We start from the raw sequence: 24,392 nt of genomic DNA, 5'->3' as shown, positions 1-24,392 counted from the left end.
ATATGAAAAAAACACTTCAAATTCTGAACGGTTTTGCTCTTGTTATAACCATTGTGATGAATTATGTGTCCAACACAGGAGTATTCAATGGGAATACCATGGCCTCGGTATCTGCGGAGTATCAAAATCTTTTTACCCCTGCCGGATATGCATTTTCCATTTGGGGACTTATCTATTTAGGCATGTTAGGATTTGTCTTTTATTATGGGCCGTTATTTAAGCAAACCGAAGAAAAAGAACACACCATCATGAAGATCGGTTGGTGGTTTGTTGTCTCCTGCGTCGCTAATAGTCTTTGGGTAATTGCCTGGCTCTATCATAATATCCTGTTGTCTGTGGGTTTAATAATCGTATTACTGATCTCACTTCTTAAAGTGGTTGTGAATACAAACATGGAATTGCATAATGCCCCATTGAAAAAGTTTGTTTTTCAATGGTGGCCATTTTGTATATACTCCGGTTGGGTATCCGTCGCTTTAATAGCAAACATCGCCGCTTATCTCACAAAGATACGATGGGACGGATTCGGCATTTCTGAAACAACTTGGACGATTATCATGTTAATCATAGCCGCACTAATAAACATCTTTATAATTTGGAACCGAAATATGCGGGAATTCGCCTTGGTCTGCGTATGGGCTTTAATCGCGATTTCTGTTGCCAATAAAAACGGGAATGAGCTTATCTTTTGGGTAGCGATTGTTGCTACTATCGTTGTTTTTATCAACATCGTCATTCATGGGTATCAAAACAGGAAGAGAAATCAGTTCATTTATAAAGAGAAAGTATTTTGAACAGGCAAACTAAAGTGGAACTTCTTTTAAGCCGCCCACGAACGCCGCCGTAACCTGCTGGAAAAAGCCCGCCAAAAAGAGGCGGGAGCAAAGGATCTACGCAGCCGGTCGGCGCAGTAAGGCTGTATTAATAATATACACTCCTGATATCGGATATCTTTACCTGCTGGAAAAGATCATGCTTCGGATTGATAATATAATTGCGCTGCCGTGCCCAATGTTTCGAGGGGAATGCTGCCACCAATGCAACATTGTTATGAAGAAAGTCAGCAACCCAGGCACCCAACCTATCATTCCCGCGGGCATAGTTTCCATAAAGGTCGGGAGAATTATCCTTGATAGTATGCAGGCTTTCATCCGGAAGATCATATTCTACTGAGACGATTGTAGGAGGCACTTCATACAATGAAAAGTAAATGGAACTTTCAAGAATTGCCCCTGCAATACCCTCAAATCCATAAAAGAACGGCCTTCCTGTATGTAAGGAACAACCATAAACAGGATTTTTTTCTAGTAATGGCGTGACATTCTCGTGAACGAGCCGGAACAGTTTCATAGATAGTTTTTTAAAGTTGACCAAAACGGATGTTGGTTAATACTTCCCTCACCGCCAGCAGCCCGGGGTGAGTGCCAATCATCTGAAGCGGCGTATTTTTCAATATCCTTTCATTGGGTTGCCGCATCCATTCATGAAAGTCCGCATGCCCTCCCATGACTTCATAACCGAAACTGTAGAGTTCAAGGATCGCCATGATCCGGTCGCTGACACTGGTACTGAACAGATCATTCTCTTTTTTCAAATGCATTGAGCGGTTCGTGATCAATAACAAGCGGCTCAATAAATCATAGTCAAAATGCAGCATTTGCTTTATTTCGGTCAAGTGGACCTTGGAAATGCCCGCCTGAACGAACTGTATGCGTTTTTGAAGCGGTAAATGTTGCAGTCCGGCTAATGCTTTCGGCGAAAAAAGGAATTCCTGCAACAAGACTTGCTTTTCAGTGGTGTTTTTCCTCTTCATAAGTGTATTATTTAGAGATGGTTTTATTAAGATGGCTGATTAATTGCTGTGTGATATTCAGCATGGTGGTGATTTCAGCGGGCGACAAACGCCCGGCTAATTTCCGTTTGCGGTAATAGGTGGCCTCGCTCCAGGCACATTCCTTGCATACTTTTTTACGAAACTGGTTGTCCAGTTGTCTGAAGGCCACGGAAATAGATTCCAGGCGGTTGGTTGTGTTATTCATAATGTTTATTTTTTATTTGTATGAAAGATGAAGCCTTTCCCATGGATGGTTTCCAGCCTGATCACCGGGCTGGCGGAAAGGATTTTTCGGATGCCGGTAATGATTACATCCATGCTTCTGCCCAGGAAATAGTCGTCCTTTCCCCATACATGAGTAAGAATTTCACCGCGTTTAAGTAAAACATCAGGATGTTTACAGAAAAAGCAGAGGAGGTCTGCTTGCCTTTGAGTTAGCCTGAATGCCTTGTCAGCATTGAATCTTATCGTCAACCTACTATAGTCAAGTAAGGAGTCAGCTATTTGAAATGTTTCCGGCATGTCGGAATTCAATGGTATGGTGCGCCGGATAAGCGCATCCACCCGATACGTCAGTTCTCTACCATCAAAAGGCATGCATAAATAATCGTCGAGCCCGGCATCGAAAAGGGGCGCTTTATATACAATTGAGTTTTCCAGGCGGATGGCTATGATGGGGATAACATCACTTCTCTCACGGATTTTTTTTACCGCATGTTTGGCTTGATACAGCTCAAGTTCGGGGCAGATGATTATTAGATGGGCCTTGAGGGCTTGCGGCCTGGAAATTTTCCAGTTTTCATATTGAAAAACGCAGCCTTTTATGAATTCTTCTACGGAAAACTTTTTTGCCAGAAGCGGGTTCCCTTTGTTGTCCCGAACGATAATTACTTTTAAGGATTCCATTGTATTCCGTTTTAGTGAAATAATGGAAGTCTGTAAGGGAGGCTGGCAAAAAAATATAGGGCGAGCCTCGTCTTACCGTCAGAGGAACCGCGAAGAACCCGAGGTCAGTAAGCTGATAGAGGCCCACCCTATATTTGAAATATAGAGCAGGCTTTCACTACCATCTCGACCTTTAGAAAAATTCGCGGTATTTCTGACGAGACTTATAGCGAAATCCTTCAAATCCTTTTTGAAGAATCTCAAAAATAGTTAATAAAGTTCCCCGGTTTGCCTAAAAACCAGATGACATCGCGAAAATACGGGAATATTTCGTTTTGACGTAATTAAATACGTCAAAATACTGCAATTTTTCCGTCATTTTTCCAGTAATTATGAAACCGCTCGAAAAAGAAGAAAAATCGGCTATCAAGCTCCGGTATGCCGCCGGATTATATAAAGCCTTAAAAGATAGCCCCTTCAAAAGTTTCCGCAAGCTTGCAAAAGAATCCGGGCTGGAGCCGGGTCATATACAAAAGATTTCCACAGGTAAGCTTGATGTTACCCTTTCGATAAATGTAGCTTTATCCCGGGGCCTAGGAATATCTTACACCGAGTTTTCAGCGTATTACGATAAAGTAACTGAGGATGACATACAGATGTTTCTGAGTGATCTTGAAAAACAAAAGAAACTGAGGGGCAAGGAAAAATTACCCGTTGCAAAAAAAGGAAGCTAAAATCATAGGCTGCAACTTCTTGTTTCGTGTGATCATGTGGTGGATCACGAAGTAGCTCTTACCGGCGACTGGCATGCCGGCAACCAGCAAGGCGCGGAAGGGTTTGATAACATTTATCCAGGAGCGCGGGAACTTGCCTTTTAGATTATAGCTTACCGGCAGGTTGACGGAGTACTCGTTTTCCAGCAGGCGTTCCTCCTACGGGAATGTAACCTATAGCTAATATGTTCGCGCTTTGCGGGGGACAAATCCCTGTTCTTGAAAACGCTGCGTGGAGTTGGTTCTCGGCTTCCAGTTCCCTGATAGCATTTTCAATATTTGTCATGTAGAAGAATATTGCCTAAAGATATTCATTTTTTCTATTGTATATCTGGGTGCAGTTATTGCAGTTCTGGAAAAGCTCGCATTCCCGGCTTTTTCCCTTTCCGTTTCTTTGGCGGTCGGACGGTTCGTGGCATTTGTTCTTCTTTTTTCAAAATGCTCTCCGTGTCTACACTAACCTGGCCAATAAAGGTTGGCGCCCAGCCGGTCCGGCAGAACTCCTCAGCGTATGCCCTGGTATATCCTTCATTTTTTATCAGCCAGTCGCTTAGGTCCGCTAGAGAATCAAACACAGGACTCAAGGGGGTTCCTTCCGTTACTGTTTCGTAATACTGAAAACAGCAGGCCTCCTTCTCCGTCCATTTATGCTGGTTATAATAGGAAGGATCCGGAGCTGGGCCGTTCCAGTCCGCATAGGTTTTACAGGCGGCGGCACCGCGGTATTGTTGCTGATCAGGATGGATGCCTTTTTCCCAAAGTGCGTTATTTTGCTGCCACTCTTGCAGCACGTCAATGTAAGGCTCTGCGAACATGGGGTGATATCTTCCGCGTTCGTCCCTGGGATGTTCCCAGCCCTTCGCTACTTTTCTGACTTCTCTTCCCATTTTTTTTTGTTTTTTATTTTTATATATTATTCATCCCTGACAACGAGCAGATGCGCCAGCTCCGGCGTATCATATATCCGCTCCATTTCGGTTTCCACTATGGAGGCAACCTCGTCTTTAATGCGCAGGTAATTGGTTTCTATCTCAGCCGGGGTGATGTCCCGGATCTTTGGAATAGGTAGATAAGCGGCTTCCTCCGCTTTAAGGGCATCATGATCGTTGAGTATTTCGCAATGAAATGTTTTCAGCTCGAACTTGTTGGTGGGATCATCCGCTACAGCGCCGACAAACTCACCGGAAGAAAGCGACGATATCCTGGAAGGCGGAATAGCGGTTTCCAGCTGGGTCGAGCGGCTGATAGAGGTGTCGTTTGCGTTGATGGAAAGGCTTTCCCGCTGCTGCATGATCTTGCCGAAGCGTTCGGAAAGCGTCTTTGCCGTATCGCCCACCACCTGCCCGGAAATGATATTTCCAACAATGTTGGCGATCACATCGGCCTGCTCACGCCCGTAATCTTTTTTCAACTGCGAAAAATCCTGTACGCCCAGGCAGGTGGCGACCTTATTGCTGCGCGCCGTAGCGATGAGGCTATCGATGGCATTAAAGTATATGGTAGGGAACTCATCGAAAACCAGGCTGCTCTTCTGCTGTTTTTTCCGGTTCACCAGCTTGATCATCCTGGAGATATACAAGGAAAGCACGGCACCGTATACCTGCAGCTTCTGCGGGTTGTTGCCCATGCAGACGATTTTTGGTTCCTGCGGGTTGTTGATATCGAGCGTAAAATCATTACCTGAAAACACGTAATATAGCTGCGGGGATGCCAGGCGCGCCATCGTGATCTTCGCACTGGCGATCTGGCCCTCCAACTGCTCCATGGCGCCATTCACATAGGCGGTAACGAAGGGGTTGATGAGGACTTCTATCTCGGGCTCTGTGCGCAACACGGGGAAAAGCTGATCGTAATGAGTCTGCATCAGCTCAATCACATGCGGCAGCGTACAGTATTTTCCATTCTTATACCGGCGCAGATACCAGATCACACCGGTGACAAAATTTATTGGTGACTCCACGAAGAAATCCCCGGTTTTACGTATCCACTCGCGGTTGAGCCCCAGCATGATGGTCCTGCTGCTCTCCGTCGCATCCGTGATATCTGTCATGCTGTCCGGGTAGAGTGGGTTGCAGCGATGGCTCAGGGAAAGGTCGTCGAAGTTGATCACGTAGAACTTCGGCTCAACCGGATAACGCTTACGGTACTTTAGAAAAGTATTGTAGGCGATGATGGAGAGATCGTCGAACTTAAAATCGTATACGAACATCGTGAACCCTTTGCGGATGTGCTGGGTGATCACATGGCGTATGACGAAGTAACTCTTGCCGGCGCCGGGTGTGCCTGCAACCAGCAGGGCCCGGAAGGGGTTGATGATATTGATCCAGGAGCGGCGGATCTTCCCTTTCAGGTTATAGTGCGCCGGCAGGTTAACGGAGTATTCGTTCTCCAGCAGTCGCTCCTCCTGCGGAAAAGTTTCCTGCAGTTGATTGAAGATGTCCTGGTCCAGCCGGTTTTTCAGCAGGCGGGTCAGCAGCGTTCCACCGAAGAGGGTCAGCAGGAATCCTAACGAGGTGACGGTAATGTACAACCCTGCGAGCACGGGGGCCGAAGCCTCCAGCCCCAGCAGCCAGCTGCTACCCCAGTATAAGATCAGGCCAAAGACCAGGTGGCTGATGGCCGTCCCCGGCCGCAGCTTCTCGTTCTTTTTGCCCTTGGCGCCAATGAGCGATACCAGCAGCAGGCCGAGGGCAATGGCTTTGGAGATATGAAACTCCTGGAACAGCCCGGTATTGCCCAAGTTAGTCAGCAACTGCCGGACCAGGCTATGGGTGAGCCCCCAAAGCTCAAAGGCCTGGTAACAAAAAACATAACAATGCAGGCCCAGTAAAAAGATGCTTCCCTGACGGATCAGATCTATAATCTTCCGTAATGCTTCCGCATTCTCCCCCGTATTCATACTTCACGATTTTCAACCTCACCTCAAGGTTTTACGGGCTACTCCGCCTGCAAACCTCTTTTCTTCCTGAGCTGCCTGTCCGCACCTCCATATACATTTCTTTCCTCTTGTACCAGACGGGTATCCACGCGGGCTTCGATTACCGGCCGCTCAGATGCGGGATATAAGGTCTGGAGGTCTGGCCCGTTTGCCGGTAGTGATCTCTTCCTGTAATGGCCATAGGCCTTTCGCCAGCAGCCGCTCCATCAAAGCCTTGGCCCCATACTGTTTTCCCAGATCGGAACCATTGAATACAGAGCGCGTAGCGTTGTCAATAAAGGTGACCCCGTAGACCTGACCCTGGATGTTTTCCCGGAGCAGGATACGAATGCCCTGGGAACGGAGCGCAGCGGTAAATGCGGGGCCGTCTGCTGCCTTGCTCATCGCCCTATCCAGCAAATGTTTCAAACGCTGGCCATAGGGCTTTCGCTCGGTTTCATTCTGAGTGTATCGCTTTTGCAGGTTTTTCAGCGTGGGAGTGTTGTAAAAAGCACTGGCCTTTATCGGTGTACCCGAGGGATCGCCGCGGCTGTCCAGTAACTGATACAGGAGCCCGTTTTTTTCGCGCAGTCGGCTTCCTTCCTGCCCGGGGTTGGCCCATACACAGAACTGTCCGAGTACGGCATTGAGCTCGGGCAGTGATGTAAAGCGATAACTACCGGTGACCTCCAGGATAATGCGGGACAGCTCTGATTTCGTAGCGCGTTTCCCAACCGCGGCACGGTCAAGCCGGGCCGGCGGCAGGTGATATGCCGTTTCATTTTTCTGATCCTCCGCCTTTATCAACCCGTAATCTTCTTCTATGGCTTTGCGAGCCACCTCCGATTGATTGCGGCCGATATTATGGGTTTCGATACGGTTGCCAGCGGCGTCAACATTTACGGTGGCAATATGAACATGGGGGTGTGCCGCATCATAATGCCGGTACACAAGGTAAGGCTGGCCGCCAAAACCGATGCGCTCCATATAGTCGGCTGCAATGGAACACAGCAGCTCATTATCCAGGGTTTCCTTGCGGGAAAAGTTCAGCGTGATGTGTAGGGTATTTGTTTTAACGCCGGCATTAAGCCGGATCAGCATGTCAAACCTGGCCAGCTTACTGTTAAAAGAGAGCTCGGTGGCATCACGGGGGAAGCCTGCGGCCATCAGCAGCTGTGCCTCAACGCTGCGGACCTTATTCTCGTTGTAATTGAGCACACCCCGGATGCTCTTGCCGCAAACTACTCGGGCAACCATCTTTCAGAGAGTTTGGCTACGGCAGTAAATAGGCCGGAGACGCTCTGTTCTGTTTGTTGCTGGAGTTCCGCCAGGCTCAGCAACAATTCACGCTGCGCTGCCGGTAGTCTTTCCTGGTGGAGTCGGCGGGTGACCTGGTTGATATTTCTGCCGATAGCCTGAAGCTGACTGCGGATTCCCGAAAGCTCTGTCATCACCTTATCCAGCGAGGCATCGTGGGTAACGGTTACGATTTTTTTATCGGTAAGGATGTCCCGGATCAGTTCTCCCAGGGTCCGGCAGCGTGACTGCAGCAATATTTGCTGCAGCTCGTCGTATTTCGTTTTGCTGACCCGCGCAAACACTTTATGGGTCAGCTTCTCCTCATTTCTCGCGCACATATACAACGGTTTTTGTCTTGTGTGATAACAGAAAGCCCGACTCCGGAGGGCTTTCCCTCTGTCCATGTGGGCAGGGCAAGATGGGAATGTGTCAACATTCCTACATCTTGCCGAAAACCGGGGAAACGGGTTTTCCGTCCTGTTCAGTTTTGAGCCATGCTGCCTCAGATACCCGGGCCTCTATTTTTGCCGGTCATTTTTTTAATACTATTGGCACGCATTATTGATATTACCGGTAGTCACATTCGCGGGGAACGCCCTTTCTGTTTTACCGGTACTGCATTTGATTTCCTTGGCTGAATGCGCTCTGGTACTGCCTTTTGGAGGTAGATGGTCTGCTCCAGTTCTTTAAGGGGTCTGGCGTTCGTAAATAGATCATTGTATGCACCGACCTGAAATGTTGACGAGAAATCTTTGCTTTTCGGCAGTACACTCAACGCGGTATTAATCGCCTCATAATGTCGGGAAGCCCGATTGGTATAAAATATACCGGGCTTACCGCTATTGACATTGGTTATCGAAAACAGTTCTCCAATGCGGTATTCTTCCTGCAACAAGCTTACATTGTTGTAGAAGCCCGACAGATTGTTTTCCCAGGCAACATATTCGTTCAGCCGGTTCATATCCAGGCTCAAAATGTGCTTCATTGCCTCCTGGATATCCTTGTAATAGAATTGTTCCTGGTATTCCAGCTCAGAAACCTTCCTGTTTCCGGTGAAACTGTTCCCGAAGTGTTTATTTGTGACAAGTACGGAGAGTAAGTTCTGCGATTCTATTTTCGCCTGTTTCTTCAGGAACCGGAAGGCCAGGCTTTCCTTTTTCCTGATTCCATTTTCGTTGACCAGGTAATGAACCGGGAAAAAGGGCAGAGCCGGATTATAATCTCTGAATTGATTCAGTTTGACCCTAACCTGCTTCTGAAAGGCAGCAGGTCCTTTGGGAAAATGATAATAAATGGCAGGAGTAGACGGTAAGCTGTCGTCCTTAATCATGCTGTGCAGCCTTGCCCTAACAACCAGTTCTTTTTCTCCATCCCGGGACATAATATATGCTTCCCTCCCTTTGCCATCAACCGGCGGTAAATATTCGTCTTGCGGAATAAACTGATCGTGATTCTGTTCAAACAATGTATTAAATGCACACCGCAGATCATCGAAATACATCCGTATGCCGTTCGGCTCGGATGATTTACCGTCAAAGATGATGTGAAGGGTATAGTTCCATTCTTTCTTTTTCATACCGTTGCTTTTTTAAAGGCGTTTTCCTTTTTTCCTGTTATGCTGTTTTGATCTGGATGGTGATTGCATGAGATATTTTTTTCCCGGATGCTGTATCCCGTACCACCTCATCCAGTAAAGGCGCCAGCGGTTGGGGGACTTGCCATGCAGCTACGGATTTTTCCGGCTGCTTCAGTTTGTGCTCCAGCTCCGCAGCGGCGATAAGCATTCTTCACAGCTTACCCAAGTGATGATAAGCAGTTGGGAGCCCTCTTCCTCTGTTCCAGACCAGGCCGGCCTTTTCACCGTTAATATAGAGATGAGCGATGAAAGCTTCTACAGTCTTTGGGCTGTGGTTGATGTTTTTAAGCTCAATATTCATTGACAAGTATTGTATTGTTCATCCTCTATTGTATTGTTCATCCTCGCTTCAGAGCTTCCTTTTTCTTCCTCTTTCTTTTGCCTGCCGGAGAACCGGTGCCTTGAGGTGCGTGTACTGGTTCTCCATAAGGCCGGCTTCGCGCAGGATCTTCTCGGGAATATTCGTATTGAGTATTTTTTCGCCTTCCTTGAACTGCCCGGTAATATTGCGTTCAATGGCCTGTTTAATGGTATCTGAACCATGCGGGTAAGTGAGTAGGGTAGCGATAGGCATCTTAAACCCAATGACAGAAAGGCTATTTGCCTCCAGTGTACCGAATACAATCCCGCTTTCCATAGCTTTGGCAAGTTTCCTGTCAAATTTTTGCTGATGCTTTTTACTGAGATGCTGCTCCAGCAGATCGTCAACAACAGATTCCAAGGTCATGCTGTAAGCGTGCTGTTCACCGCCAAATTCATAAGTACCCGGAGGTAGCGTTTTACAGTATTGTTCGGCTTGTTTGATCAGATCCCAGTCCATGTGATCTTTAGGCTGGATATTGGTTTCTTCGCCGCGCCCGTCATTTCGTGCATAGGCAGCGAATTTCCCATCGATATAAACCTTTGCCGTGAAGGCGTTGGTTTCCTCGCTCAGCGTCTCACTATGATGGATGCTTTTAAGTTCTATTTTCATAACGCCTTTCTTTTGAGTAAGTCTGTGAATTGTTGGATGCACCTGAAAAGGCGATAAATCAGCTCAGGAACTACAGCATTACCATAGGCCTTCAGGCTTTAGTTGCGCCAGCGAGAAAAGGCAATTCCGTCCAGTCGTCCGGAAAGCTCATCATAGCTGCAACAAAGCGGGGATTGAGTTGGGAAGTCTTTCCAGGCGTCCCGAGGTGGCCATGCATGCAATGCACCAGGGTGCTGTTCTGCCGCCGCGGATCCTTGCGGTTTATACCTCCCTTCGGGTCGCTGCTGGCTGTTGGTGTAGGCAGCATTCCTGACCGGAGCAGTTGCAGGAGGCCGACCCCATATCTTTTCCCATTCCCGGCGACATTCTTCCCTTCTTTGTTCAGGAGTCGGCTTCCAGCTTTGGTCACCGGAGTAGGCAACAAGGAAGACCCGTTCTCTGCGATGCGGTGCGCCGACGCCAGCAGCAGGAAGTACGGACGCAAGGACCTGGTAACCTTCAGCTTCCAGGTCAGCTTGCACCTCTTCGAAGACCAGCCCTTCTGACCAACTAACAAGGCCGCGAACATTTTCTGCCACGACCCAGCGCGGTCTAATTGCCCGAATTGCCTCAAGCATTGCAGGCCACAGGTGGCGTTCATCATTTTTCCCAAGCCGTTTTCCGGCGAGGCTGAAGGGCTGACAGGGGAATCCTCCGGAGAGGACGTCGATCTTTTTTTTCCATTTTTTCCAGTCATAGCCTATAATATTTTTAATGGAGACTGATTGGGGCCAATAATGCTGGAGCACATTGTTGCAGAACTCGTTTATTTCACAGTGGAACATGTTTTGCCAGCCCATCCAATGAGCGGCAAGATCAAATCCGCCGATACCGCTGAATAAGCTGCCATGGCGCAATGCTTTTTCCCTCATCTTTTTGTCCCTCCTTTGACTCGAGGTCAAAATTGGATATCCTGGCAATGCAAATTTGTATCTTGAGTATTAGGGTAATAGATTTTTATTTACCAGTTACCTTGCCCGTTTTCGGGAAGAGTCGTATCTTCAGTATGCCCTTACAGGGAATTATATATTGCTTCTCAGGCGCCGGACTGACCATAATTTGTTTAACCAACACTGAAATTCTATGCAGGTATTTATTGTAACCCTGGCCGGAGTAATACTTTTTATTATTGGTGGTGTACTGATCTATACGGTGAAAAGGCGCCGGTTCTATAGGAGAGGAGTAGGTGGACTACAGCATTTCCGAACTTATAGCGGTTCGTTAGTTACGCGCTTGTTAGAGGGAATAGCCATGATAGTCGGAATTGTTTTGCTTATCATTGGCATTATGATCATCATCGGGTGTATCCACTATGAAATGACCCGTTCAAAAAAGGTAAACCATAAACAAACTCAGGGAGTATCTAAAATGCATCAGGTGGAACCTTTTTTAAGGAAAAACGGCTGAATATTTTTCCCGTCTCTACTCCACAACAATCTATTTTGACTATTTTGGATTGGGCGAATATGCGAGTATTAGTGGATTCAGCAGTTTTATGCCCTTTTTAGCCTTTGTAAATACATTCTTCTTGTATATCTTTGCCCGAATACGGTAAAAAAATATCTTTCTGGATGCTAATCGATTCCTTCCTTCTCTTTGGTGAGACGAAAAGGAGTTCGGAAATGCGCTTGATAAAGTTTCTTAAACAAGGGGAATGTCAATATTTCGGTACCCTCTCAGTACCCTCCAAAGGTGGAGAAAGGCAGTTAAAAGTGACAAAGGTGAGTTGCTGAATAGTTTTGTAACTATTTGAAATTCAATAATCATTTATATTACTTTAAACTACTTTAAGTCCGTGCCTGCTTGCATGGGGTGCAAGGGGTCGCTAGTTCGAATCTAGTCGTTACAACAAGCTTAAAAGGTCACCTGAGAAACCAGGAGGCTTTTTTGTTACATGCGTTCCATCAATTTTATTTTCACCTGCAGCTAGCTGCCCCGCAAAATCTTCTCCATCTTCCGGCCCTTTGCCAACTCATCCACCAGCTTATCCAGATATCTTGCCTGCTGCGTCAGTGGCTCCTCGATTTCTTCCACCCGGTACCCGCAGATGACTCCTGTAATAAGATGCGCGTTGGGGTTTAGTGAAGCATGTTGGAAAAATGTTTCAAAAGTCACTTTTTCTTTTATCAGTTCCTGAAGCTTTTTGTCGTCATACCCTGTTAACCACCTTATGACCTGATGTAACTCTTCTTTTGTTCTGCCCTTTTTCTCCACCTTTTCGACATACATCGGATAGACCGAGCCGAAGATTAATTTTGCGATCCGGTGGTTTTGATTGTTGGATGTTTTCATACCTCGTGTTTTAACGTTAACGTTCCAAAGTTACGGCCGGAAAACCAGAAAAGAACCTGGTCCGGGGCGTTGTGAATCTTTATTCCCGGAGCCGGTTACCCCGGCAGCATTAAGAAGACCTGAAGTCCTCCATAGATACCGCTATAATGGCAAATGTAGGGCGCGGTGACCGGTTTTCTACCCCGAAATCCAAAACTTGTCGGTTTTGTTCAATTTTCCCTGTGACGGCCATGGTAATTTTGACTTATCAAAACGATACATCACATGGAAACAATAATCACCACCGCCACCGCGGCAAAAAACAAAACAATGAACACTACCAGAGAACCTATTTTCGTAATTGGCGGCAATGGCAAAACCGGCCGCCGTGTTGTAACCCGGTTAACCGACCTCGGATGGCCCGTAACGATCGGTTCCCGTTCTTCCAGCCCCGCATTCGACTGGCATGATGCCAACACCTGGACGCCCGCGCTGAAAGGCATGAATGCCGTGTATATTACTTATCAGCCGGACGTTGCCGTGCCGGGCGCCACCGATGCCATCAAAAAACTGACGGAAGTTGCGGTGAAAGCAGGCGTGAAAAAACTCGTACTCCTCTCCGGCAGGGGCGAAGCGGAAGCGCAGGAATGTGAGCAGATCGTGATCGGTTCCGGCCTGGACTGGACCGTCGTACGCGCCAGCTGGTTTTGCCAGAATTTCAGCGAAGGCAGTTTTTACGATCCAATAATGGCCGGCCATGTTGCTTTGCCCGTGGGTGATGTAAAAGAACCTTTTATAGACATCGATGACATCGCAGACGTAGTTACCGCCGCATTGACCGAAGAAGGGCATAACGGGAAGATCTACGAAGTGACCGGCCCCGTGATGCTCACCTTCAGGGAAGCCATCGCGGAGATCGCGAAAGCGACCGGCAGGCCCATTGAATTCGAACAGGTAAGCATGGAGGACTATGCCGCGGCGCTGGCGGAATATCAGCTGCCCCCGGATATCATCTGGCTCATCACTTACCTGTTCACCGAAGTATTGGACGGAAGAAACCAAAGCATTCATAACGGGGTGGAAGAAGCGCTGGGGAGAAAAGCCACTTCCTTCTCGGCATACGTGAAAAAAGCCGTGGAGGCCGGAGCCTGGGCATAACAGAAAGGTAAAGATGAAAAACAATTGACAGGAGGGCCAGCTCAGGAAGCTGGTCCTCTTTTTTTGCCGGGAAAGTAACCGCCCCGGCCCGGAAATCCTGATAATGGGTAATAAGTACTTGATAACAAAGATTTTTTTATATTCGTTGTCAAACTCCTCCCGTTGTACAAGTACAGTGAATATTCTGATCATGATCTGGTACGCCTTATCCAACAGGGGGACAGGGCTGCCTTTGAGCAGATGTACCACCGCCACGCGGAAAGTATTTACCGGTTTGCTTATCACATCTTAAAGGACGAAGCTGAATGCATGGATGCCATCCAGGAGGTGTTCGTGTGGTTTTGGGCCAACCGGGAAACCGTGCAGGTGGCCGATCCTGGCCCTTACCTGAGAACCGCCGTAAAATACCGGCTTACCCGCTATATCCAGAGCAGCCGCCGCCGCGCGGAGATACTTTCCCACCGCGGCGATCTGAGCCTCGAACTGACGGACACCAGCCTTGAAGTAAAAGAGCTCCGGCAGGTAATTGATCACTTCCTTTCCACGTTGCCTCCCCGTTCCGCACAGATCTTTCACCTCAGTCGGAACGAATACCTCTCCAACCGGGAAATCGCCCAAAAGATGGGCATCAGCGAAAAAACCGTTGAAAACCAGATGACCATCGTACTCCGGAAACTCAGGATAGCCCTGGGGAAAATGCAGTTCTGGTCCACTTTCCTCTAAAATATTTCCTGCCGCTTTGGGGGGCAGGCTATTTTCATGTCCCTATATACTAAACCCACGTTATTTCTGTGAACGAACAAACACTGCTGGCATTAATAGAACGCGTAGAAAATGGTACCGCCACCGACGAAGAGCTCGGGGTGTACAACGCATGGTGCAACTCCTTTCAGCGCACCGGCGAGCCCGTACCGGATTTTGAAACGGTGAGGGCGGAAATGCTGCAGCGTATTAATGCCCAGATCGGCCACAAGCCGGTACGCAGGCTACGTTATCGTATCGCCGCCGCGGCAGCGGTATTATTACTGCTGATATCCGGCGGAATCTATCTTTATATGCAGCCCTCTGGCCAGCTTATGGCGGACAAATCCCCATCAGCAGTCCCTGTAACCGACAAAGCCGTACTGACACTCGCGGACGGTACCACCATCACCCTGGGCGAAGCCGCGGAAGGAGAACTTGCCACACAATCCGGCGCGAAGATCACCAAACACAAAGACAACCAGCTATCCTACGAATCTGTATCGGAGGGGAAAGACAGTGACCTGGCTTACAATACACTGAGAATGCCCAGGGGCGAAAAATACCGCGTCACCCTGCCAGACGGCTCGCAGGTATGGCTCAATGCCTCATCCAGCCTGCGATTCCCCACCAGCTTCACCGGCGGCGAAAGGGTAGTGGAACTGAGCGGTGAAGCCTATTTTGAAATAGCCGCGCAGCCGTCCCGTCCTTTTAAAGTAAAAACCGGGCAGATGGAAGTACAGGTATTGGGCACAAAGTTCAATATCATGGCCTATCCAGATGAGCCGGAGATCAAATCCACCCTCGTGCAGGGCGGTGTAAGGTTATATGCGGAAAGCGGTGAAGTGGTTTTAAAACCGGGCCAGCAGGGGTTGTTTAATGGCAGGCAGGCGGGCTTCAGGGTAAAGCAGGTGAATGCCGCGGATGTGATGGCCTGGAAAAACGGATTTTTTGTATTTAACGATGAAGATATGGCGGTCATAATGCGCGCGATTGAAAGATGGTACGACGTAGACATCGTATTGACCCCGGGCGTGGCCAATAAAAAATTCGGAGCGGTGATCTCTCAACGGAAAGATATCGCCTCGGTACTGAAAGCATTGGAACTGACAGGATCTATACACTTTAAGATAGAAGGAAGAAAGATAACGGTAGCACAGCAATAAATTTCATACAAACAGCAATCCGCGTTATATGCTGAGAACAACGAATTGTTCCTGGTGGCATTGCTATTCCACAAACTACAATTTAACCAGTCAACCAAATGAGTAAAAGTTCCACATTTATGAGATGCCTTCTCAGGCTAAAGCTGGTACTGGCCCTGTCCGTAACGCTCCTCCAGGTGAGCGCCGGCGCTTATTCACAGGGCGTTACCCTCAATGTCTCGAATGCTTCGCTGGATGAAGTATTCAGGAAACTGCATGAACAGTACAATTTCGAATTTGTGTACGACGCGAAAATGCTGGGCAATGCCCGGAGAGTAACAGTATCTGTAGTAGACCAGCCGCTGAAAGTTGTGCTGGACAAATGTTTTGATAAACAGCCTTTGACCTATGAGCTCTTCGAAAACACAGTGGTGGTAAAGACGCTGGCGTTGCCTCCACAGGCCCGGGAGTTTGTTGTGCGCGGTAAAGTGACGGACTCAAGGGGGCAGGAGCTACCCGGTGTGAGCGTGCAGCTGAAAGGTACTTCCACCGGTGCAGCTACACAGGGAGACGGTACTTACCAGCTGCGCATTCCCTCCGATACCGGCACGCTGATCTTCAGTTTTATGGGATTTACCGTGCAGGAAGTACCGGTAGCTAAAAGGAACATGATCAATGTCATTTTGCAGGACAAATCCACGGATCTCACGGACGTGGTGGTGGTGGGATATGGTCAGCAGAAAAAGATCACCACCATTGGCGCGCAAAGCAGTATCAGGGCGGAAGACCTCAAACAGCCGGTGGCGAACCTCACGAACGTGATCGCCGGACATGTGGCGGGCGTCATCGGTGTACAGCGGAGCGGCGAGCCGGGTTATGACAATGCTGACATTTACATTCGCGGTATTTCCACCTTTACGAACAGTTCGCCCCTCGTGCTGGTGGATGGTATTGAAAGGAGTTTTTCCAATGTGGACCCCGAAGATATTGCCAGCTTCAGCATCCTCAAAGACGCTTCCGCCACGGCGGTATATGGTGTACGCGGCGCAAACGGCGTGATCCTCATCCAGACCAAAACAGGCAGAACCGGTAAAGTGCTGATCAATGCGCAGTATGACCAGGGCATCACCCAGTTCACCCGCGTTCCGCAGTTTGCCGATGGCGTCACCTATATGCAGATGGCGAATGAAGCGTACTTCAACAGCAACCCCAAAGAAACGGTTCCCAAATATTCTGATGAGCGCATCAAACTCACCCAGGGCGGCAATGATCCGGACCTGTATCCTAATGTGGACTGGTTTGGCACCCTCTTCAATCAAAACGGCAAGAACCGCCGTGCTAGGGTGAATGCAAGCGGCGGCTCGGAAAAGGCCCGGTATTACCTTTCCGTGGGTTATTACGACGAAGAGGGAATGTATAAAACGGATGAGCTGGCGAACTATAATTCCGCCATCAAGTTTTCCCGCTACAACTTTACCTCAAACCTCAACCTCGATATCACCAAAACCACCAGGGTGGACTTCGGCGCATCCGGCTGGATCAGCAACGCCAATTATCCCGGCAATTCAGCCAGCACCATCTGGTCTTCCGCTTACGTATTGCCGCCGATACTCATCCCGGTGAAATATTCCAACGGTTTTAACTCACAGATCCGCACCGGCGACGTGTCCAACCCCTACAACCTGTTGACGCAAAGCGGGTATGTAAGCGAGTTCAAAAGCCAGCTTTGGAGTAATATCCGTGTGACGCAGGAACTTGACTTCTGGCTGAAAGGGCTTTCCGCTACGGCCATGTTCTCCTTCGATAATTATAACGAGCACGACATCCGGCGTACCAAATCAGTAGACGGTTATCTCGCCTCGGGGCGCGATGCGGACGGGAACCTGTTGCTGGAAAGAACTTCCATCGGCACCAGCTATCTGGGTTATGAGCGGAGCAACGGCGGCAGCCGCCAGTTTTACTCCGAAGCGGCCATCAACTACAATAATACTTTCGGCAGGCACGGCGTAACGGGCATGGTGCTGTACAACCAGTCCGACAGGCAGGACGCCTTTGCCGGGGATTTTATCGCTTCCATCCCTTATCGTTACATGGGGCTGGCTGGCAGGGCCACCTACGCATTCGATAACAAATACCTCGCGGAAGTGAACTTCGGTTTTAATGGTTCTGAAACATTCGCGGAGAGCAAACGTTTTGGCTTTTTCCCGTCATACGGGCTGGGCTGGGTAACATCTGAAGAAAAATTCTTTGAGCCGGTCAAAAACGTCATCCAGTTCATGAAGGTGCGTTTCTCATACGGCCATGTGGGCAATAGTAATATCGGCGGCCGCAGGTTTGCCTACATCTCCACCGTAGGTGGCGGCAACGGCAATTATTCTTACGGGCAGAACGGGGTGAACAATGACATCAACGGGTTGGATATCGGCGATTATGCCGTGAACGTGACATGGGAAAAAGCGAAGAAGTCCAACCTTGGCATTGAAACAAAATTCTGGAAAAATCAAATCTCGCTCACCGCGGACGTGTTCTACGAAAACCGTACCGGCATCTTCCGCCAGCGCGGCGATGTGCCGAACTATGCGGGCGTGAGGACATTGCCCTGGGCGAACCTCGGAGAGATACACAACAGGGGAGTAGACGCCACGCTGGAGATCAATAAAAGCATTACCCGTGACCTCTTTATTGGCTTCCGTGGAAACTTCACCTGGAACAGGGCGATGATCATCAACGATGCGAACGCGCCCTGGCCGTATCCCTGGCAGCAGCGCATCGGGCAGAAGCTCGGGAAACGTTTCGGGTACACCGCGCTGGGCCTTTTTGAAAGCGAAGAAGAAGTGGCCAACAGCGCATACCAGACGGGCGCCAATCACCCGGGCGATATCCGCTTCAAAGACCTGAACGGCGATGGTAAAATAGACACCTACGACCAGGGCCCCATTGGCTATGGCAGCATACCCGAGATCGTGTACGGATTCGGGCCCACCATCACTTACAAGGGATGGTCGCTGGCCGGCTGGTTCAAAGGCATCAGCAACGTGGACATACAGCTGAACGGCGATGGCCTGCAACCCTTCAGCCAGGGCGGAGAGCGCGGCAACCTGATGAAACAGATCACGGACCGCTGGACGCCAGATAACCCGGACAAACGCCCGCTGTATCCAAGACTTACTTATGGCAACGATAACATGAACTATGCAAACAGCTCCTGGTGGACCAAAAACGGCGCGTTTCTCCGCCTGCAAACCATTCAGCTGGGCTACAATTTTACCGATGAATGGCTGAAATACGCCGGTATGGCTAATCTCAACATTTACTTTATCGGCTACAACCTGATGACGGTGAGCGAATTCACCATGTGGGACGTGGAGCTGGGAGACGGCCGCGGCGCCCAGTATCCGCTTACCAAAACATTCAACATCGGTATCAAATGCACATTCAAGTAAAAAAGGAATTTATGAAATCATTTATCCTACTCTCCATCATAACGGGCGCCGTGTTTGTAAGCGGTTGTAAAGATTACCTGGACCAGGTGCCTGATGACCGTATCACCATCGAAGAGGTATTCCAGAAAAAGGCTTCCTCGCAGCAATATCTCGCCAATGTGTACAGTTATGTGCCGGATATTTCCAGGCAGTGGGAAGGTTTTCCCTGGCTGGGCAACAGCGACGAAGTGGATATCACCTGGTCCAAATATTCGGTCTATGCGCTGAATATGGGCAATATGAGCGCGGGCAATGTATTGTTCGACACCTGGGGCAACCTGTATGCCGGCATCCGCTCCGCCACTTATTTCATCAACCATATAGACGGCAATAAAGAAATACTGGCGCTGAACGGACAGGAGCTGATCGATCAGTATAAAGCTGAAGCCCGTTTCCTGAGAGCGTATTATTATTTCCTGCTGATGCAGCAATACGGCCCGGTAGTGCTGGTAGGCGACAAAGAGCTTGCCGCCGATGCCACCGCCGCGGATATGCAGATACCCCGCAGCCCGTTTGACGAATGTGTGAGTTACGTGGTGGCCGAGCTGGACCAGGCAGCTGGCGTATTGCCGCTCCGCCCCATGAATAACAACCAGGTGAGCGATGCCGAATACGGCCGCGCTACCAAAGGCATGGCGCTTGCCGTAAAATCCAGGCTGCTGCTCTATGCCGCCAGCGATCTTTATAATGGCAATACGGATATGGCCGGGTTTACGGATAAAGGCAGGCAGATGATCTCGCAGACGAAAGACGCGGAGAAATGGAAAAAAGCGGCCGATGCCGCCAAAGCGGTGATAGACCTCGGTATTTACAATCTTTACCAGGACCCTTCCGGCGATCCGGTAAAATCTTTGCAGGGCATCTTTTTCCAGCCCTGGAACAACGAACAGATATTCGTGCGGAAAAGTAACGACCTGGCAGGATGGGATGTGCATTGTATGCCCCGCAGGGCCGGCGGCTGGAACGGCATTGCCGCCACGCAGGAGCAGGTGGACGCTTATTTTATGAAAGACGGCCTGACCATACAGGAATCCCCGAATTACCGGGAAACAGGGTTTAAAGACACACTGGGGCAATCCATTTACAATATGTACATGAACCGTGAGCCGCGTTTTTATACTAACATCACTTACAACAACGCGATTTTCCAGGGCGGCAGCATGCAGGCCTCCGCGGCTATTACTTTTTATTTGTCCGGGCCAAACGGAAAAAACGGCCATCCCACCGATTATTCCAAAACGGGTTATCTCGTGCGCAAAAACCTGGGCTCACAGACCAATATCGGTTCCGGGGGCAACGGTCAGCGGCAGAACCGTCCGCTGGCACTCTTCCGCCTCGCCGAAATCTATCTGAACTACGCCGAAGCGCTGAACGAATATGAGCCGGGGAATGCGGACATCGCAAAATACCTGAACCTGGTACGCAAAAGAGCCGGCATCCCGCAATACGGAGAAGGGGAAAATCCTCTCCCGGTACCAGCGCCCGGCGCCGCCATGCGAAACAGGATACGCCAGGAACGCCGCGTGGAACTTGCTTTTGAAAGCCACCGCTGGTTCGATATCAGGCGTTGGAAAATAGCGCCACAGGTAATGGGCGATGTGCACGGCATGAACGTGAATAAAGACGGCAACGATTTTTATGCGAGGGTAGTGGCCGGCTCTCACCTTTTCAGGCCCGCCAATTACTGGTTCCCCATCAGCCAGTATGAAATGGACAGGGGCAGGATGCTGGTGCAAAACCCCGGATGGTAAACTATTTGTTTCACTTTAAGTAACCTGACAATGTATATAAAAAATATAATCCTGCTGCTTTGTACCGCGGCCTGCCTGTATAGCTGTAAAGACGAATACGATCTGCCCGATCAGCCGCTGGACCAGTACATCAAAGTGTATATGCCGCTGGCGGTGAACAATCCCGTGCGTAAAACGCTTAGCGTCGCGGACACTTTGCAGCATATCACCTACGGTGCCTGTTACGGCGGGCAGGACTACCCGGAATCGGATATCAATATCCGTTTTAAGGTAAATGCCGCGCTGATAGACAGTTTTAACAACGCGAACAGCACCAGTTATGAAATACTCCCCTCGGATAGTTATACACTCAGCAGCATGGAAGGCATCATCTCCAAAGGACAGTTGAGCACCAGCCCACTCAGTATCAACATCCGCACGAAAGGCGCCAATGCCATGCCCGCTTTAAAAAACTTCATCCTGCCGCTGGCGATAGAACAATCTTCCATCACCGTCAATGAAACTTTGCGCACGACTTTTTTCATCATCAAAGCACAACCGGACCTGGCAAACTACCCCGACTACGACAGGGCATTGTGGACGATAGCCGGCTTTTCATCCGAGGAAGCAAATGGAGAAGGGCCCAACAACGGGCGTGCGGTATTTACGCTGGACGGAGACGCCGGAACTTTCTGGCATTCGCAGTGGCAGGGCACTTCCGCCGCAGCGCCCCATTTTATCACCTACGATATGGGCGAACAAAAAGAAGTGCATGGTCTTAGCTTCATTGCACGGCAGGGCAGCGGCAGCGGGAAGCCCAGTAACGTAAGCGTGGAAGTGAGCACAGATAATGTGACCTGGGAAGCAGCAGGCAATCTTGAGCTGCAGAACACACAGGACAAACAAAGGCTTTTCCTGGCGGGCTTCAAACAGGCGCGTTACATCAAAGTAACCATCACCGCGAGCTTCAGCGCGTCATATTCACATTTGGCGGAGTTATATGCTTTTTAATATTAATACCAGAAATAAACGGAAAGCCATGATATCCGGCTACTCTGAATCAAATATGGTACTATTTTACCAGTTCTCTCTTGGTGCTCTCCTATACCTCTCCTATACGTATCCTATACGTATCGTTCATCCTGGCTATAGGAGAATTTATCATCACTTTACATAAAGAAAGGCCGCTCAATCTGAGCGGCCTTTATGATCTGCGCAGGATTTTTACTAAATACACCTTACCGCGCAAATCGCCGCAGGTATATCTTTAGAGGGATGCTCCACTTCGATCACCAGTTTTTTGGTTTTTACGGGGGCCAGTAATTGTATATTATTCAGGGATTGGTAATTGTCTTTTTTCTCCGCCAGCACATTGCCTTTATCATCTTTTATCCTGTATTCACGCACGCAAAAGGGCATGGCCGTTTCCGGGTGGGACATCAGCACGGACTCCATCGGGTGGTCGTAATCGGTATCAAAGAACAGTTCTATGCTGGTGATCTCTTTAGGTTCATCCCATTCCAGCGTAATGACCGGGTGTGCATCCTGCCAGTCCGCCACCCAGGCGTTCGGTTGGGTAGTGGGCCTTTCAATACCGTTGCGGATATTTTCAGCCCTGAATACATCCAGGCCTCCCGGTGTTTTAAAATCAAGATTATGCCCCTCCGGACGGCGCTGCGGGCACCAGAACTCAAAGGCATCCATACCTATGTCTTCCGGTGGGGTTTGTTTGCCGTAGTTGGACACTGCTTTGTTTACCGTATTAAAAACAGACAGTATACCGGTTACCCGTTTGCCTGTGTAATGCAGTTTTACTTCCGGATTTTTGTGGAAGATAATGAAGGCGTAGCTGCTGTCTTTCATTTCCGCATCAAAGTCCAGTTTCATGCAATTACGGCCGGGATGAATGACGACACTTTGGCGGGCCACCGTTTCGTCCGGCGTATGGTTGCCATTCCTGCTGCTGACGCGAAGCTCCGCTTCAAGCGTAGTGGTGGTGCTGGCCTCAGCATGAAATATAAACGAGGGAACTTTCCCTTTCTGCAAAGGGACCATCTGCGCCGCTGAAACCTCCAGCGGCTTATGCAGTGGCTCTCCCGGGAATTCTTTTAGTACCAGTTCGCTGGTGGCGGAGATCCTCGCGGTGGCCGCATGATCCTGTGGTGAAACAAATTTCAGCCCCGGAATATATTGCCCCGTACGCAGCAGGCGTTGCTGAAGTTCGTGCACATGCGCGCCCATGGCGGCGGGGAGGAGCCCTTTTTCTTTACAGAGTACCGCGGCCATAGCGGCAGCCTGTGTTACGTGCGCCGAAGTGGCCATTACACGGGTAGAGCCATATGCCACGTGAGATACGCTGATGGTCCTTCCGCCAAGGAACAGGTTGCTGATGTTGCGGCTATACAGGCTGCGGTAAGGTATCTGGTAAATGCCTTTGCTGTGCCATTGATTGCATCCGGGTTTTTCGCTGAATACCCCGTCCGCCGGGTGCAGGTCAATGGACCATCCGCCAAACGCCACGGCATCTTCAAAGCAACGCTGCTCTACAATGTCCTGCTGGCGCATGATGTAGTCTCCCTCAAACCTTCTGCTTTCCCGTTTGCCCGGTATCATGCCTACCCATTCCAGTGTTAGGGTTTCTGCTTCGGGGAATTTGCCGGAGTTTTTGATATAGTCCCAAACGCCGTATACCACTTTCCATAATTCCCATTTAATGGTCTCTGTATCATGCACGGTGTCCAGCCGGCCGCCGTATTCTATCCACCATAGTTTACAGCCGTATTCCTTGGCGTTGAAGCTGCTGAACCGGGGTACTTTTTGAATATCGTCCAGTGCAAATGCGGGCGGGATGAATTTTACAGGGCGGCCGGTGTCTTTACTGTAAAAGTAAAGGCTATGCCCCAGGAGTTCCCCGTATTCTTCGGACGGCGCGAACAGTTCGCCGAACTCTTCCTTTTTTTCTGCGCCCATCCTGAAGGCCGCGCCGGAAAGGAACCCGACCACACCGTCTCCCGATGCGTCGATGAACAAGGGAGCCTTTAATACATACTCCATCTGATTCTGGCTGCAATAGGCCTTTAGCGAACGTATAATCGACGCATCCTGCATATCCGCCTCGTATACCGCGGTATTCAGCAGGAGCGTGATATTGGGCTCCTGTGATACTTTGTCGAGCAGGATCATGTCAAAGATCACGCCGTTGCCTTCCGGGTTGCGGTAGGTGTTTTCCACCAGTATCTCATCTACCAGGCCTCCTTCGCGGGCCCAGCGGTTGTTGTTCCCCATATGTGAAGTGGCCCCGAGTATCCAGAGCCTCACTTCGCTGCTGGCATTTCCGCCAAGCACCGGCCTGTCCTGTACCAATACCACTTTCAGGCCCTGGCGGGCTGCGGTAATGGCGGCGCATACACCAGAGAGGCCGCCTCCGGTGATCACGAGGTCAACAACAATGTTTTTCTCCGGGAATGTCCTTGCCCCGGTGGGTTCTGACTTAATCATCATTCAGCTTT

General features: G+C 49.5%; 22 protein-coding genes. 8 read left to right on the top strand and 14 right to left on the bottom strand.

Annotated features, from left to right (window positions below; translation table 11 throughout):
• Nucleotides 1-2 precede the first annotated feature (2 nt).
• Nucleotides 3-794, top strand: coding sequence for a tryptophan-rich sensory protein (locus tag EG028_RS01355; RefSeq protein WP_120514243.1), 792 nt, complete (start codon nt 3-5; stop codon nt 792-794).
• Nucleotides 795-921: 127 nt separating this feature from the next.
• Here EG028_RS01355 and EG028_RS01350 read toward each other — a convergent pair whose 3' ends face one another.
• The 4 genes from EG028_RS01350 to EG028_RS01335 are packed head-to-tail and all read right to left on the bottom strand — an operon-like array spanning nt 922 to nt 2,740.
• Nucleotides 922-1,350 carry an RES domain-containing protein gene (locus tag EG028_RS01350; protein ID WP_120514242.1) on the bottom strand — a complete coding sequence of 143 codons (429 nt, stop codon included), beginning with the start codon at nt 1,348-1,350 and terminating at the stop codon, nt 922-924.
• 10 nt (nt 1,351-1,360) lie between these two features.
• The gene (locus tag EG028_RS01345; protein ID WP_120514241.1) at nt 1,361-1,813 is read right to left on the bottom strand and encodes an MbcA/ParS/Xre antitoxin family protein; all 453 of its coding nucleotides are present in this window, start codon (nt 1,811-1,813) and stop codon (nt 1,361-1,363) included.
• Between the two features lie 7 nt (nt 1,814-1,820).
• Entirely contained in the window at nt 1,821-2,039 is a 219-nt protein-coding gene (locus tag EG028_RS01340; RefSeq protein ID WP_120514240.1) for a hypothetical protein, read from the bottom strand.
• Nucleotides 2,040-2,044: 5 nt separating this feature from the next.
• Nucleotides 2,045-2,740 (bottom strand): response regulator transcription factor, encoded by a 696-nt coding sequence (locus EG028_RS01335; protein ID WP_120514239.1) that lies wholly within the window; start codon nt 2,738-2,740, stop codon nt 2,045-2,047.
• 371 nt (nt 2,741-3,111) lie between these two features.
• Here EG028_RS01335 and EG028_RS01330 point away from each other — a divergent pair, with 371 nt between their 5' ends.
• Nucleotides 3,112-3,453 carry a hypothetical protein gene (locus EG028_RS01330; RefSeq protein WP_120514238.1) on the top strand — a complete coding sequence of 114 codons (342 nt, stop codon included), beginning with the start codon at nt 3,112-3,114 and terminating at the stop codon, nt 3,451-3,453.
• A gap of 380 nt (nt 3,454-3,833) precedes the next feature.
• Here EG028_RS01330 and EG028_RS01320 read toward each other — a convergent pair whose 3' ends face one another.
• From EG028_RS01320 to EG028_RS01285, 9 genes are all read right to left on the bottom strand, one after another.
• Nucleotides 3,834-4,379 carry a hypothetical protein gene (locus tag EG028_RS01320; RefSeq protein ID WP_120514237.1) on the bottom strand — a complete coding sequence of 182 codons (546 nt, stop codon included), beginning with the start codon at nt 4,377-4,379 and terminating at the stop codon, nt 3,834-3,836.
• 26 nt (nt 4,380-4,405) lie between these two features.
• Nucleotides 4,406-6,391, bottom strand: coding sequence for a conjugal transfer protein MobC (gene mobC, locus EG028_RS01315; RefSeq protein WP_120514236.1), 1,986 nt, complete (start codon nt 6,389-6,391; stop codon nt 4,406-4,408).
• A 150-nt stretch (nt 6,392-6,541) separates the two neighbouring features.
• A complete protein-coding gene (locus EG028_RS01310) occupies nt 6,542-7,666 on the bottom strand; it encodes a relaxase/mobilization nuclease domain-containing protein (protein WP_120514235.1) in 1,125 nt (374 codons plus the stop codon).
• Nucleotides 7,651-8,046, bottom strand: a complete 396-nt coding sequence (locus EG028_RS01305) for a plasmid mobilization protein (protein ID WP_162946189.1) — start codon at nt 8,044-8,046, stop codon at nt 7,651-7,653. Before EG028_RS01305 ends, EG028_RS01310 begins: the two co-directional genes overlap by 16 nt.
• A 239-nt stretch (nt 8,047-8,285) precedes the next feature.
• The gene (locus tag EG028_RS01300; RefSeq protein WP_120514233.1) at nt 8,286-9,284 is read right to left on the bottom strand and encodes a hypothetical protein; all 999 of its coding nucleotides are present in this window, start codon (nt 9,282-9,284) and stop codon (nt 8,286-8,288) included.
• Nucleotides 9,285-9,321: 37 nt separating this feature from the next.
• Nucleotides 9,322-9,492 (bottom strand): hypothetical protein, encoded by a 171-nt coding sequence (locus tag EG028_RS27600; protein WP_162946188.1) that lies wholly within the window; start codon nt 9,490-9,492, stop codon nt 9,322-9,324.
• Between the two features lie 201 nt (nt 9,493-9,693).
• The gene (locus tag EG028_RS01295; protein WP_120514232.1) at nt 9,694-10,317 is read right to left on the bottom strand and encodes a hypothetical protein; all 624 of its coding nucleotides are present in this window, start codon (nt 10,315-10,317) and stop codon (nt 9,694-9,696) included.
• A 98-nt stretch (nt 10,318-10,415) separates the two neighbouring features.
• Nucleotides 10,416-11,228: a DNA cytosine methyltransferase gene (locus EG028_RS01290; protein ID WP_206614331.1), complete on the bottom strand. Its 813-nt coding sequence runs from the start codon at nt 11,226-11,228 to the stop codon at nt 10,416-10,418.
• 1,054 nt (nt 11,229-12,282) lie between these two features.
• The gene (locus EG028_RS01285) at nt 12,283-12,648 is read right to left on the bottom strand and encodes a DUF2200 domain-containing protein (RefSeq protein WP_120514229.1); all 366 of its coding nucleotides are present in this window, start codon (nt 12,646-12,648) and stop codon (nt 12,283-12,285) included.
• Nucleotides 12,649-12,912: 264 nt separating this feature from the next.
• Here EG028_RS01285 and EG028_RS01280 point away from each other — a divergent pair, with 264 nt between their 5' ends.
• From EG028_RS01280 to EG028_RS01255, 6 genes are all read left to right on the top strand, one after another.
• Nucleotides 12,913-13,785 carry an SDR family oxidoreductase gene (locus EG028_RS01280; RefSeq protein ID WP_206614330.1) on the top strand — a complete coding sequence of 291 codons (873 nt, stop codon included), beginning with the start codon at nt 12,913-12,915 and terminating at the stop codon, nt 13,783-13,785.
• Between the two features lie 162 nt (nt 13,786-13,947).
• The gene (locus tag EG028_RS01275) at nt 13,948-14,508 is read left to right on the top strand and encodes an RNA polymerase sigma-70 factor (RefSeq protein WP_120514228.1); all 561 of its coding nucleotides are present in this window, start codon (nt 13,948-13,950) and stop codon (nt 14,506-14,508) included.
• Nucleotides 14,509-14,576: 68 nt separating this feature from the next.
• Nucleotides 14,577-15,692, top strand: a complete 1,116-nt coding sequence (locus EG028_RS01270; RefSeq protein ID WP_120514227.1) for a FecR family protein — start codon at nt 14,577-14,579, stop codon at nt 15,690-15,692.
• A gap of 119 nt (nt 15,693-15,811) precedes the next feature.
• Entirely contained in the window at nt 15,812-19,114 is a 3,303-nt protein-coding gene (locus tag EG028_RS01265) for a TonB-dependent receptor (protein WP_162946187.1), read from the top strand.
• Between the two features lie 11 nt (nt 19,115-19,125).
• Entirely contained in the window at nt 19,126-20,904 is a 1,779-nt protein-coding gene (locus EG028_RS01260) for a RagB/SusD family nutrient uptake outer membrane protein (RefSeq protein ID WP_162946186.1), read from the top strand.
• Between the two features lie 30 nt (nt 20,905-20,934).
• Nucleotides 20,935-21,894 (top strand): BT_3987 domain-containing protein, encoded by a 960-nt coding sequence (locus EG028_RS01255; protein WP_120514224.1) that lies wholly within the window; start codon nt 20,935-20,937, stop codon nt 21,892-21,894.
• A 216-nt stretch (nt 21,895-22,110) separates the two neighbouring features.
• On the opposite strand, the gene EG028_RS01250 is transcribed toward EG028_RS01255, so the two are convergent.
• A complete protein-coding gene (locus tag EG028_RS01250) occupies nt 22,111-24,384 on the bottom strand; it encodes an FAD-dependent oxidoreductase (RefSeq protein WP_241559035.1) in 2,274 nt (757 codons plus the stop codon).
• Nucleotides 24,385-24,392 lie beyond the last annotated feature (8 nt).

It is taken from the genome of Chitinophaga barathri (assembly GCF_003807585.1).
Taxonomy (GTDB): domain Bacteria; phylum Bacteroidota; class Bacteroidia; order Chitinophagales; family Chitinophagaceae; genus Chitinophaga; species Chitinophaga barathri.
The sequence above is the reverse complement of the archived record's forward strand: the minus strand, read 5'-3'. Positions and strand labels throughout refer to the sequence as shown.